This window comes from Pseudomonas sp. UBA3149 (genome assembly GCF_002364655.1).
Taxonomy (GTDB): Bacteria; Pseudomonadota; Gammaproteobacteria; order Pseudomonadales; family Pseudomonadaceae; genus Chryseomonas; species Chryseomonas luteola.
This window is the reverse complement of the sequence record NZ_DEYV01000026.1, coordinates 272,889-285,808: the sequence shown is the minus strand read 5'-3', so window position 1 is coordinate 285,808 and position 12,920 is coordinate 272,889. Positions and strand designations below refer to the sequence as shown.

Here is a 12,920-nt window from a genome sequence, read left to right as displayed (position 1 = left end):
GATCAGTGCTAGGAAGCAAGGACTCTCATCCTTATAATATGCGGTCCTCAATTTTTTCCCCGACGAAGCGCGCATGACCAAGAAGCTTTTCATCGAAACTCACGGCTGCCAGATGAACGAGTATGACTCGTCCCGCATGGTCGACCTCCTCGGTGAGCATCAGGCGCTGGAGCTGACCGCAAATCCGGCCGAAGCCGATGTGATCCTGCTCAATACCTGCTCCATTCGTGAAAAGGCTCAGGAAAAGGTCTTTTCACAACTGGGCCGCTGGCGCGAACTGAAGTTACAGAACCCCGAGCTGGTAATCGGCGTGGGCGGCTGTGTGGCCAGCCAGGAAGGCGCCGCGATTCGTGATCGTGCGCCCTACGTGGACGTAGTGTTCGGCCCTCAGACGCTGCATCGCCTGCCCGAAATGATCGACGCGGCCCGTGCTACTCGCGTGCCACAGATCGACATTTCCTTCCCGGAAATCGAGAAATTCGATCGCCTGCCCGAACCTCGTGTCGATGGTCCCAGCGCATTCGTCTCGATCATGGAAGGCTGCAGCAAGTACTGCACGTTCTGCGTCGTGCCCTATACCCGTGGTGAAGAGGTCAGTCGGCCTTTTGATGACGTCCTGGCCGAAGTGATTCACCTGGCCGAGAACGGCGTTCGCGAAGTCACTCTGCTCGGACAGAACGTCAATGGCTATCGCGGCCTGACCCACGATGGCCGGATCGCCGACTTTGCCGAGCTGCTGCGCGTAGTGGCGGCCGTTGATGGTATCGACCGGATTCGCTACACCACCTCGCATCCGCTGGAGTTTTCCGACGCCCTGATCCAGGCACACGCCGAGATCCCGGAGCTGGCCAAATTCGTGCATCTGCCGGTGCAGTCGGGTTCTGACCGAATCCTGGCAGCCATGAAGCGCAATCACATGGCCATCGAGTACAAATCACGTATTCGCAAACTCAAGGCGGCGGTTCCTGATATTTGCATCAGCTCTGACTTCATTGTTGGCTTTCCGGGCGAAACCGAGAAGGACTTCGAGCAGACCATGAAGCTGATCGAGGACGTCGGCTTCGACTTCTCCTACTCCTTCGTCTACAGCGCACGCCCCGGCACACCGGCAGCGGATCTGGTGGACGATACCCCGGAAGAGGTCAAGAAACAGCGTCTGCAGATCCTGCAAGCCCGCATCAACCAGCAGGGCTTCGAGATCAGTCGTCGCATGGTTGGCACGGTCCAGACCATCCTGGTCAGCGACTTTTCCAAGAAGGACCCAGGCATGCTCCAGGGTCGTACGGAAAACAACCGCATCGTCAATTTCCGCTCTAGCAATGCCTTGCTGATTGGCCAGTTCGTCCAGGTTCATATTGATGACGCACTGCCCCACTCCCTGCGAGGCACCCTTCTAGCAGAAATTGCACAGCCGCATGCAACTTCCGGTGCCATAGTCACTGTCTGACTATTGGTAGAGTGCGCACTTTGCCAAGTGCGCACAACCGATTACTCTTCAAGTAAACATCATCAGCTATAGGGCGATTATTCCTTCCTTGAATACACCTCAAGAACCTCGGCGCTTTACTCTCGAACCGTTTGATGCTCAACGCTTTGCCAAGCTTTGCGGCCAGCTCGACGAAAACCTTCGGCAGATCGAAAAACGGCTCGATATCGAAATCCGCAACCGCGGCAACCAGTTCGAACTGGTCGGCCCGCCGGAGCGTATCCAGTCGGCTGAAAATCTGCTGCGACGTTTGTATCGCGAGACCAAGACCGAAGATGACCTGACGCCTGACATGGTTCATCTGTTTCTGCAGGAGTCCGGCCTTGAGGGGCTTTCCGAGCCTCAGAGCGATCTGAATGTCTCGCTGCGCACCCGCAAAGGCATGATTCGTCCTCGCGGTGCCAATCAGCAGCGGTATGTCAAGTCGATCCTCGACCATGACATCAACTTTGGCATTGGCCCGGCGGGCACCGGCAAGACCTACCTCGCCGTAGCCTGTGCCGTCGATGCTCTCGAACGAGAGCAGATCCGCCGTATCCTGCTGGTTCGCCCCGCGGTTGAAGCGGGCGAGAAGCTCGGCTTCCTACCGGGTGATCTGGCTCAAAAGATCGACCCGTACCTGCGTCCTTTGTATGACGCCCTGTACGAGATGCTTGGCTTTGAGACCGTAGCCAAACTGATCGAACGGCAGGTTATCGAAGTGGCGCCACTGGCTTACATGCGGGGTCGAACACTCAACAACAGCTTCATCATTCTTGACGAGAGCCAGAACACTACCGTCGAGCAGATGAAAATGTTCCTGACACGTATCGGCTTCGGCTCTACAGCCGTCATCACCGGCGATATCACCCAGGTCGACCTGCCCCGCGGCACGCGCTCAGGTCTGGCCCATGTCATCAACGTCCTGAAAGACGTGCCGGGCATTGGATTTACGCACTTTCTGGCAAAGGACGTGGTACGTCATCCTCTGGTACAGCGCATTGTCGAAGCTTATGATCGCTTCGAACAACAGCAGACTGACAAACGTCAGTCGCGGGAAAACACGAATGACGATTGAGCTTGATGTACAAATCGCCAGCGAAGCGCCCGATCTACCTGAGGAACCTGAGTTACGTCGCTGGTGTGAGGTCGCCCTCCGCCAGCGCACCGCTGATTCAGAACTGACCATCCGCCTGGTGGATGAGCCGGAAGGTCGCGAACTCAATCGCACCTACCGACACAAGGACTATACCACCAACGTACTTACTTTCCCGGCCGATGTACCCGACGAGCTGCTGGATATTCCGCTGCTGGGTGACGTCATCATCTGCGCACCAGTCATCGCGCGCGAGGCTGCCGAGCAGGGTAAGCTTCTCAAGGCCCATTGGGCTCATATGGTTATTCATGGCTGCCTGCACCTGCTTGGCTATGACCATATCGAAGACGAAGAAGCGGAAGAAATGGAAAGCCTGGAACGAGAATTGCTGGCAGAACTAGGTCATCCCGACCCATATGGCGACGAACAAAACTGACATGAACGAAGATCGATCGAGTAACGGGCACAGGTCCTGGCTGGAACGGATTGTCCAGGCTTTTGCCCACGAGCCCAAGAGCCGCCAGGAACTCCTGGAGCTGCTCCGTGAGGCTCACGAAAACAAGGTGCTCGACAGTGAAGCCTTATCCATTGTCGAGGGCGCTATCTCTGTTGCCGACCTGCAAGTACGCGACATTATGGTGCCGCGCTCACAGATCATTAGCGTCAAGGCCCACCAGACGCCCCAAGAGTTTCTGCCGGCCGTTATCGAGGCCGCTCACTCCCGCTATCCGGTCATTGGCGAGACGCCTGACGATATCCTCGGCGTCCTGCTCGCCAAGGATCTGCTGCCCCTGATCATTCACGGGGACCAGGCCTTCGATCTTAAGACTATTTTGCGCCCGGCCACCTTTGTTCCAGAATCCAAGCGGCTTAATGTGCTTCTGCGTGAGTTTCGTACCACGCACAACCATATGGCCATTGTGGTGGATGAGTATGGTGGTGTGGCAGGCCTTGTCACCATTGAGGACGTGCTTGAGCAGATCGTGGGTGACATTGAAGACGAGCACGATGTCGAGGAAGAGAGCTTCATCAAACCGCTTCCCAGCGGGGACTTCATCGTCAAGGCGCTGACACCTGTCCAGGCCATCAATGATTTCTTCGACACAGAGTACCCCGATCAGGATGTAGATACAGTGGGCGGTCTTGTCATGAGCGCCTTCGGTCATCTTCCTCGCCGAAACGAGGAAGTGGTCATCGACGACTTCCGCTTTCGTGTACTCAACGCAGACGGTCGTCGCATCCATCTGCTGCGCATGACTCCGCTCACCGAGCGCTAAGCTGTAACGGCCTGTCTGCTCGCCTGAGCAGGCAAGCCGCTGAATAGCCCCGTATATACCTCTCTTAGTAGCTAGCAGCACCTGGCATCCATTAAGCTTGCGCACCGCTGCATAGACCAAGGATTTCCGATGCGCTGGATGATTACCCCCGGCTGGAAAGGCAATTTGCTGGCACTGGTTGCCGGCGCGCTAACGCCCCTCGCACTGGCGCCGTTCAACTTCTGGCCGCTGGAAATAGTATCGATCGCCTTCTTCTATCTTTCGCTGCGCGAATTGCGCGCCGGATGGGCCTTTCTGCGAGGCTGGTGCTATGGCCTGGGGGCCTTTCTGGCGGGTACGAGCTGGGTATATGTCAGCATCCACGACTACGGTGCGGCATCCATGCCATTGGCGGCGGGTCTCACGTTTGGGTTCTGTGCCGGTATTGCCCTGTTTTTCGCGCTGCCAGCCTGGTTATGGGTGCTTTGTTTGCGCCGCAATCATGCACCCGCCAGTGACGCCCTGGCCTTTGCAGCGCTTTGGTTTGGCCTGGAACTGTTCCGCAGCTGGTTCCTGACCGGCTTTCCCTGGCTGTTTGCAGGCTATAGCCAAATGGATGGCCCGCTGGCCAGCCTTGCTCCAGTGGGTGGCGTCTGGCTTCTGTCATTCAGCGTGGCGTTGATCGCCGCTCTGCTCGTCAATATTCCCTGGCTGATTCGCAGACCCGTCAGCCTGGTTGCAGGTATCGTCCTGCTGATTGCACCCTGGTTCGGCGCCATTGCCTTCAAAGGACAAGTCTGGACTCAGCCAGCCGGCGAGCCGCTCAAGGTAGCCGCCATGCAAGGCAATATTGCCCAGGAACTCAAGTGGGATCCGGGCCATGTGCAGGATACGCTGGCCCTGTATCGCCAGATGACTATTCGGGAAGGCAAGACCGACCTGATTGTCTGGCCGGAAAATGCCATTCCAGTGCTCAAGGAATATGCTGACGGCTATTTACAAGACGTTACGGCTATCGCCAACCAGCGCGGCGCAACGCTTATCACGGGCATTCCGGTACGTGAGCGTGACGACAAGGGCCAGGATCGTTTTTATAACGCGCTAACGGTCAATGGCGACAATACAAACACGTATTACAAACAGAAGCTGGTGCCGTTTGGCGAGTATGTTCCCTTGCAGGAGCAGCTGCGCGGACTGATCACCTTCTTCAACCTACCGATGTCCGATTTCGTCCCGGGCCCAGAAGGGCAGCCGTTATTAACAGCCAAGGGATACCAGATCGCCCCGTTCATCTGCTATGAAGTGGTCTATCCGGAATTCGTGGCAGACATGGCCACCCGTAGCGATCTTCTGCTGACGGTAAGTAACGACACATGGTTCGGTAAATCATTCGGTCCTCAGCAGCATCTGCAAATGGCCCGGATGCGTGCATTGGAAAGTGGTCGCTGGATGATCCGGGGCACCAACAATGGTGTCACGGCCCTGATTGACCCCTTTGGCCGCATCACCACCCAGATCCCATCATTCCAGTTGGCTACGCTGCACGGGTCGGTCGTACCGATGAAGGGAGCTACACCCTACCTGACCTGGCGCCTCTGGCCGCTGGCCATTCTGTGTGGCCTGCTGACGCTTTGGGCGCTGGCTCGTAGAGGCCTTGAGCGCTCCCGTCCTATCGTCTAATGGAAGACAGTGGCAGGCCAGATATGACTGGCCTGCCCTTCTTCAGCGGTAGGCCAGCGGATAGGCTATGAGCCCTATCGCTTCGTTCATCAGAATCATGCTCTGGGCAATTGCCTTGGCCTCGGGCATCCATCCTCCCAGCGGCTTGCCGTTAGGCGTGCTCATGAATCCCATTGGCGCAGCGATCACCTCGAACCCCTGGCGCTCGAAGCACCACCGGGCACGCGCCATATGAAACGCCTGGGTAACCAGCACGATTCGCTTAACACCTGCTGGTTTGAGAATAGCCGCACTGAGCGTCGCATTTTCCCACGTGGTACGGCTGTCTTTCTCCTGCCACCGCACCGATACGCCCAGGTCTTTTTCCATGACCTCGGTCATCAATTCCGCTTCGCTGGGAGGCGAAGACAAAGGTGAGCCTCCAGAAATAAGAATCGGCAGCTGAGAGACCTTGGCGATACGTGCCGCATAGCGAACACGTTCAATGCCCATCGCGCTGGAGACATCGCCTTCCCACGCCGGATCGTTACGCTCCCGGGAAGCACCCAGGATAACAATGGCATCTGCCTGCTGAGCCAGAGACGACCAATCAGCCTGAGCCAGAGGCGGATCACGCTCGATCAGGCGCGCCTCCCATTCAACCGCAATCGGCAGACTGATCAGCCAGAAACCACCTGCGCCCATGATCAGGCAGGCAACCGAAATTCGGGGCCAACGCTTGCGAAGCACGATACCGGCCCATAACAGCAACAAAAACAGGCCTGGCGGCATCAACAGCTGCTTGCAAACGTAGCGAATCAACATCGAGACATCCATGACGTCAGGCACATCCCTGGTCTAGCTGGAAAAACGAGACGTGATAATAACGCGTAGGAAGCGGATTACCGAGGTGCAGGCATTCGAAGCGAAGTCAGATAGCGCAAGTATCCGTGCTGCAGACCTTGTGAGTCATGCACAGGGGGCACCGCTCGATTTGTTGTCCAGCGTTAACTTGCAGCCCGCAACGCAGGCAGCGCACTGCCACTGACGACTTTCCCAGACGGGAAGGCCTCGGATAAATCAGCTCCTGACAGGCATGAACCCATTGATCATTTCTGACCAGCCACGCCCTGATGATGTCCAGATCCTCCTGATGAAGGCCGGAAATTTCTATCTCCTGCTGCGCCCTGCGGTGCAAACGCTCCGCCGTGGCAGCCTCGTCCAGAGCACGCTCCAGACGCCGTTGCAAACGCTCCAGCGGAAGTCTCGCCAGGCGCTGCGCTGTGTCATGACTCATAGATAGCCTCCGGAAAGTCCTATCCTGCTGTTACCCAAGCGTAGTGCGCGATTGGCGAAACCGCGAGCCGATAAAATGACGAATTTCACTTTTATGAAATAAAACGCTTTCTGGCTAAAGGTTCCTTGCGTGGAGACGGTTCATGTATGCTTACCGGCTTATCTAATTGCTTTTCGTAGCCGCAGATCACGCCATGCACGAACATTACCAACCCCGTGAGATAGAAGCCGCCGCCCAATCCTGGTGGGAACAGAACAATGCCTTCTCTGTGACGGAGCAGCCGGGAAAGGAGAAGTACTACTGCTTGTCCATGTTCCCCTACCCAAGCGGCAAGCTGCACATGGGGCACGTCCGCAACTACACCATCGGTGATGTGATTGCCCGCTATCACCGCATGCAGGGCAAGAATGTCCTGCAACCCATGGGTTGGGATGCCTTCGGTATGCCGGCGGAAAACGCCGCGATGAAAAATAACGTCGCCCCTGCCAAGTGGACGTATGAAAACATCGAATACATGAAGAACCAGCTCAAGAGCCTGGGCCTTGCTATTGACTGGTCGCGCGAAGTTACAACCTGCAAGCCCGACTATTATCGCTGGGAACAGTGGCTTTTCACGCGTCTCTTCGAGAAGGGCATCATCTACCGCAAGAACGGCACCGTAAACTGGGACCCGGTCGACCAGACCGTACTGGCGAACGAGCAGGTCATCGACGGTCGCGGTTGGCGCTCAGGCGCGCTGATCGAAAAGCGTGAGATTCCGATGTACTACTTCCGCATCACCGATTATGCGGAAGAACTGCTGGCGTCTCTGGATGATCTGCCCGGCTGGCCCGAGCAGGTCAAGACCATGCAGCGCAACTGGATCGGCAAGTCCCGTGGCATGGAAGTTCAGTTCCCCTATGACCAGGCCTCCATTGGTCATGCCGGCGCACTCAAGGTCTTCACAACGCGCGCCGACACCCTGATGGGTGCCACTTATGTGGCTGTCGCGGCCGAGCATCCGCTGGCTACCCAGGCAGCGCAGAACAATCCCGAGCTGCAGGCTTTCATTGACGAATGCAAGCGTGGCGGCGTGGCAGAAGCCGACATCGCCACCCAGGAAAAGAAAGGCATGCCGACGCCCTTGTTCGTCGAGCATCCGTTAACGGGTGAAAAATTGCCGGTATGGGTCGCCAACTACGTCCTGATGCATTACGGTGAAGGCGCGGTCATGGCCGTTCCGGCACACGACGAGCGCGATTTTGAATTCGCGACCAAATACAATCTGCCTATCAAGCCGGTCGTACGTACCAGCGCAGGTGACGAGACCTCTGCTCCCTGGCAGGCTGCCTATGGCGAGCACGGCACGCTGATCAACTCCGGCGAATATGACGGCCTTGACTTCAATGCGGCGTTTGAAGCCATCGCTGCGACCTTGCAGACCAAAGGTCTGGGCGAGCCGCGCACTCAATTCCGCCTGCGCGACTGGGGCATCAGCCGTCAGCGTTACTGGGGATGCCCGATCCCGATCATCCACTGCAATAGCTGTGGTGATGTTCCCGTTCCGGAAGATCAACTGCCGGTCGTTCTGCCAGAAGATGTGATTCCAGACGGTGCAGGCTCTCCTCTGGCCAAAATGCCGGAGTTCTACGAGTGCTCCTGCCCCAAATGCGGCAGAGCTGCCAAGCGCGAAACCGACACCATGGACACGTTTGTCGAGTCGTCCTGGTACTTCGCCCGCTACGCATCGCCCAAGTTTGAAGGCGGTATGGTCGATAAGGATGCTGCCAACTACTGGCTGTCCGTCGACCAATATATTGGCGGTATCGAGCACGCGATTCTTCACCTGCTCTATGCACGCTTCTTCCATAAATTGATGCGTGACGAGGGGCTTCTCTCCTCCGATGAGCCGTTCAAGAACCTGCTGACCCAGGGCATGGTAGTCGCTGAAACCTATTACCGCATGGATGAAAAAGGCGGTAAGGACTGGTTCAACCCGGCTGACGTGGAAGTCGAGCGTGACGCCAAGGCCAAGGTTATTGGTGCCAAGCTGAAGACAGACGGTCTGCCGGTAGAAATCGGCGGCACTGAAAAGATGTCCAAATCAAAGAACAACGGAGTGGACCCGCAGGCCATGATCGATCAGTACGGCGCCGACACATGCCGACTGTTCATGATGTTTGCCTCCCCTCCGGACATGAGCCTCGAGTGGTCCGACTCCGGCGTTGAGGGCGGTAGCCGCTTCCTGCGTCGCGTCTGGCGTCTCGCCCAGGCGCATATCAGCCAGGGCCTTACCTCTGCTCTGGATGTGGCAACGTTGACAAACGAGCAGAAGGAAGTCCGTCGCGCCATTCACCTTGCGATCAAGCAGGCCAGCCAGGATATTGGACAGAACCACAAGTTCAACACGGCCATTGCAGCTGTGATGACATTGATGAATGTGCTGGAAAAAGCGCCGCAGGCCACCGAGCAGGACCGCGCGTTAATGCAGGAAGGTCTGGAAACCGTCGCGTTGCTACTGGCACCGATTACGCCCCATATCTGCCATGCATTGTGGAATGAGTTGGGGCATGCCGATGCCGTTATCGATGCCCGCTGGCCAAGCGTGGATGAAAGCGCCCTGGTACAGGACACCCTGCAGATCGTGATTCAGGTAAACGGCAAGTTGCGTGGCCACATTGAGGTCGCAGCCCAAGCCAGCCGTGAAGACATCGAGGCTGCTGCCCGTACGAACGAAAATGTTCTGCGCTTTACTGAGGGACTGACAATCCGCAAAGTGATTGTTGTTCCTGGCAAGCTGGTCAATATCGTCGCCAATTGAGGCTGAACGGAGTGAAAAAGATCATGATGAAACGGAGCTTTCCCTGCCTTGCAGCGATTGGAATGACCGTGTTGTTAAGTGCTTGCGGTTTTCAGCTGCGAGGTACAGGCGACACCGAACTGTCGCTGCGTGAGCTGAGTCTTTCCGCCCGTGACAGCTACGGTGAAACGGTCAAGCAGGTAAGAACCATGCTTGAAAGCAATCATGTAAACGTCAACCCGGGCGCAACCTATACGTTGTACCTGGCAGGTGAGCAGCAGACGCAACGCACTGCGAGCTATACCGCGGGCGCACGTAGTGCTGAAATCGAGCTGACGACCAAGCTGCCCTATGAAATTCGTGGCCGCAACGATGCCGTGCTGCTGCATGATGATCTGGAAACGCAGCGTTACTACGTGACGGATGAAAACAACATCATCGGCTCCGAGCAACAGGCTCAGCAGCTCCGTCGGGAAATGCGTGCAGAACTGGTCCGCCAGCTGGCTTCGCGCCTGCAGACCATTACACCCCAGCGGCTCGACAAGTTGCAAAGCGAGGCTGATGCACGAGCGCGTGCCGAGGCCGAGGCCGCACGCGCAGCGCAGCAGAACATGCCGCCACAACAATCTCCGATCGAAATACCCACCCGCTAACGACTACGGGGCCTTATGGCCCCGTATTTTTATCCTATGAAACTGAACCCTGCTCAACTCGCCAAGCACCTGCAAGGACAGCTGGCGCCAATTTATATAGTCAGCGGCGACGAGCCCCTGCTTTGCCAGGAGGCAACCGATGCCATTCGAGCCTCGGCGAAAAGCCAGGGGTTTGATGAACGTCAGGTGTTCAACGTAGAAAATAACTTTGACTGGAGCCTGCTTTACGAAGCAGGGGCAAGCCTGTCTCTGTTTGCCCAGAAGCGTCTGATCGAATTACGCATTCCAAACGGCAAGCCTGGTGATAAAGGTGCCGAAGCGCTACTACGCTATCTATCGCGCCCTGCTGAAGATACATTGCTGCTCATCAGCCTGCCCAAGCTGGATGGCAGCGCCCAAAAGACCAAATGGGCCAAGGCCCTGATTGAACATGCTGACGTTCAGTTCATTCAGATCTGGCCCATCGATGTTCATCAACTGCCTCAATGGATCCGCCAACGCCTTTCTCAGGCAGGTCTGGCCGCCTCGCAGGAAGCGGTCGAACTGATTGCCGTCCGGGTAGAAGGCAACCTGCTTGCAGCCGCCCAGGAAATTGAAAAACTCAAGCTCTTGGCCGAAGGCAACCAAATTGATGTCGCCACTGTACAGGCAAGCGTTGGTGATAGTGCCCGCTTCGACGTTTTTGGTCTTATCGATGCGGTTCTGGCAGGGGAAGCCAATCACGCGTTACGTATTCTGGAGGGTCTTCGCGGCGAGGGTGTCGAGCCGCCAGTGATCCTGTGGGCACTGGCCCGAGAGCTGCGGCAACTGGCCAACCTTGCGCAACAGCAGGAACAGGGTATACCACTTGACCGCGCGTTTGCGCAGGCAAAGCCCCCGGTCTGGGAGAAAAGACGTCCACTCATAAGCCGCGCCCTGCAACGACACTCTACGGCCAAACTAAGTCGCCTATTGCTGGATGCCCAGCTTGTGGATGCGCAGATCAAGGGCCAGGCCCCGGGTGATACTTGGACAACCCTGCGCCAGTTGACCTTGCTGTTGGCGGGTCAACGCTTCTCCTTGCCTTCTGCCGCTCTGGATACATTCTCACGATAATCGTAAGATGCCGGTCTTCGCGCAACCGCGCATTCAGACCGAGTACTCTCATGACCAAAAAACAGCGAAGGCCCAACAAGGCCAAATCCACCATTGCCCAGCCCCTATTTCGCTGTCGACAGGAAAAGCCCAAGAAAGGCAAAGGCAGTTATCGCCGTGAAGCCTTCCCAACTGATGATGGGAAGGCTTTTTTATTGGTAGCCGCATAATTCCATCCGTACTCCCTTCTCCAAACGAAGACGCCTCGATTCAGGCATGTTATGGTGACGAGTCTGTTGACGCACCCGGTGGAGATTCATGCAACACGGGAAAAAACGCAGGCTGAAACACGGCAGCCTTATCGCAGGCACTCTCGCGACATTGATCACAGGGGTCATTGCTGCCTGTGCACAAACACAGACGCAGAGCGAAACGGCCACGAACGCACCTACCTCTGCCTCACAAAGCCGCTCCGCCAGTACGACGCCTGAGCCTGCTCCTCAGGAAAGCTTCGAGCAATGGCGAGACCGCTTCCGGCAGGACGCTCAAGCGGTCGGTATTACTACCGCAACCTTCAATCAGGCTTTCGCAGGCGTGACTGCTGACGATGCCGTGATTGCAGCGGACCGCAGCCAACCCGAATTTACCCGTCCTGTGTGGGAATACCTGTCGTCTGCAGTTTCCCAGCAGCGCATTGCAAACGGCCAGAAGCTACTAACCCAATATTCGAGCCTTCTGGCGCAACTCGAGGCACGTTACGGCATCGAGCCAGAACGCCTTGTGGCCTTCTGGGGTATCGAAAGCAACTATGGCAACAACATGGGCACCAAGAGCGTTATTCGTTCTTTGGCAACCCTGGCTTATGAGGGACGACGCCCCGCCTTCGCGCAGGCGCAACTGCTGGCCGCACTGACCATCATCCAAAATGGCGATATTACGCCTGAGCGCATGATTGGCTCCTGGGCTGGTGCCATGGGTCAAACGCAGTTCATTCCAACGACCTACAATGAACATGCCGTCGACTTTGATGGTGACGGTCGTCGGGATATCTGGGGCTCCAATGCTGATGCATTGGCCTCAACGGCCAACTATCTGAAAGCCTCCGGTTGGCAGGACGGAAAGCCATGGGGTTTTGAAGTTCGCCTGCCGCAGGGCTTCGATTATGCTCAAGCAGACATGGACATCCGCAAGCCCTTGTCAGATTGGCAGGCCATGGGTGTTCAAGGCGCAACGACGCCCCTCTCCCCTGCGTACTCCATGGAGCAGGCTTCTCTACTGCTTCCAGCGGGACATCGAGGGCCAGCCTTTTTGGTCTTCAACAATTTCCGGACCATTCTTCGATATAACAACTCATCATCCTATGCGCTAGCCGTGGGACTTCTATCGGATAGCTATAAGGGCGCCGGGAAAGTCAGCGCAGCTTGGCCGCTTGAGGACGTTCCACTCAGCCGCAGCGAGCGAGTCGAACTTCAGCAGCGCCTGGCAGACCGAGGTTTTACGCCTGGTGCTGCTGACGGCATCATAGGTGCCAATACCCGTAAAGCCATACGAGCGTTCCAGCAGACGCTGGGCTGGCCAGCAGACGGCTACCCTACCCCATCCCTGCTGGCTCGTTTACGTTCCTGACAGGCAATAAAAAAG

12 protein-coding genes are annotated in these 12,920 nt (G+C 56.8%); 10 read left to right on the top strand and 2 right to left on the bottom strand.

Annotated features, from left to right (window positions below; translation table 11 throughout):
* Nucleotides 1-73 precede the first annotated feature (73 nt).
* From miaB to lnt, 5 genes are all read left to right on the top strand, one after another.
* On the top strand, nt 74-1,447 hold the full coding sequence (gene miaB / locus B3729_RS15850) for a tRNA (N6-isopentenyl adenosine(37)-C2)-methylthiotransferase MiaB (protein ID WP_286788347.1): 1,374 nt from the start codon (nt 74-76) through the stop codon (nt 1,445-1,447).
* Between the two features lie 88 nt (nt 1,448-1,535).
* Complete coding sequence (locus tag B3729_RS15845) at nt 1,536-2,543, top strand: PhoH family protein (protein WP_125887212.1); 1,008 nt, start codon at nt 1,536-1,538, stop codon at nt 2,541-2,543.
* Nucleotides 2,533-2,997, top strand: a complete 465-nt coding sequence (gene ybeY / locus B3729_RS15840) for an rRNA maturation RNase YbeY (RefSeq protein WP_286788346.1) — start codon at nt 2,533-2,535, stop codon at nt 2,995-2,997. The genes B3729_RS15845 and ybeY overlap by 11 nt, the downstream gene beginning before the upstream one ends.
* A 1-nt stretch (nt 2,998) precedes the next feature.
* Nucleotides 2,999-3,838 carry an HlyC/CorC family transporter gene (locus B3729_RS15835; protein WP_019364055.1) on the top strand — a complete coding sequence of 280 codons (840 nt, stop codon included), beginning with the start codon at nt 2,999-3,001 and terminating at the stop codon, nt 3,836-3,838.
* Nucleotides 3,839-3,967: 129 nt separating this feature from the next.
* A complete protein-coding gene (gene lnt, locus B3729_RS15830; RefSeq protein ID WP_286788345.1) occupies nt 3,968-5,497 on the top strand; it encodes an apolipoprotein N-acyltransferase in 1,530 nt (509 codons plus the stop codon).
* Nucleotides 5,498-5,539: 42 nt separating this feature from the next.
* Here the strand turns inward: lnt and B3729_RS15825 are convergent, their stop codons facing one another.
* Together B3729_RS15825 and B3729_RS15820 are read right to left on the bottom strand one after the other, a co-directional pair.
* Nucleotides 5,540-6,301 (bottom strand): YdcF family protein, encoded by a 762-nt coding sequence (locus B3729_RS15825; RefSeq protein ID WP_122043419.1) that lies wholly within the window; start codon nt 6,299-6,301, stop codon nt 5,540-5,542.
* A 106-nt stretch (nt 6,302-6,407) separates the two neighbouring features.
* Nucleotides 6,408-6,773: a hypothetical protein gene (locus B3729_RS15820; RefSeq protein ID WP_074823013.1), complete on the bottom strand. Its 366-nt coding sequence runs from the start codon at nt 6,771-6,773 to the stop codon at nt 6,408-6,410.
* 193 nt (nt 6,774-6,966) lie between these two features.
* Here B3729_RS15820 and leuS point away from each other — a divergent pair, with 193 nt between their 5' ends.
* From leuS to B3729_RS15795, 5 genes are all read left to right on the top strand, one after another.
* The gene (gene leuS / locus B3729_RS15815; protein ID WP_286788344.1) at nt 6,967-9,573 is read left to right on the top strand and encodes a leucine--tRNA ligase; all 2,607 of its coding nucleotides are present in this window, start codon (nt 6,967-6,969) and stop codon (nt 9,571-9,573) included.
* A gap of 23 nt (nt 9,574-9,596) precedes the next feature.
* Entirely contained in the window at nt 9,597-10,205 is a 609-nt protein-coding gene (gene lptE / locus B3729_RS15810) for an LPS assembly lipoprotein LptE (RefSeq protein ID WP_010797106.1), read from the top strand.
* 36 nt (nt 10,206-10,241) lie between these two features.
* Nucleotides 10,242-11,300: a DNA polymerase III subunit delta gene (gene holA / locus B3729_RS15805; protein WP_074823486.1), complete on the top strand. Its 1,059-nt coding sequence runs from the start codon at nt 10,242-10,244 to the stop codon at nt 11,298-11,300.
* Nucleotides 11,301-11,350: 50 nt separating this feature from the next.
* Entirely contained in the window at nt 11,351-11,509 is a 159-nt protein-coding gene (gene arfA / locus B3729_RS15800) for an alternative ribosome rescue factor ArfA (protein ID WP_074823016.1), read from the top strand.
* Between the two features lie 88 nt (nt 11,510-11,597).
* A complete protein-coding gene (locus tag B3729_RS15795; RefSeq protein WP_286788343.1) occupies nt 11,598-12,905 on the top strand; it encodes a lytic murein transglycosylase in 1,308 nt (435 codons plus the stop codon).
* Nucleotides 12,906-12,920 lie beyond the last annotated feature (15 nt).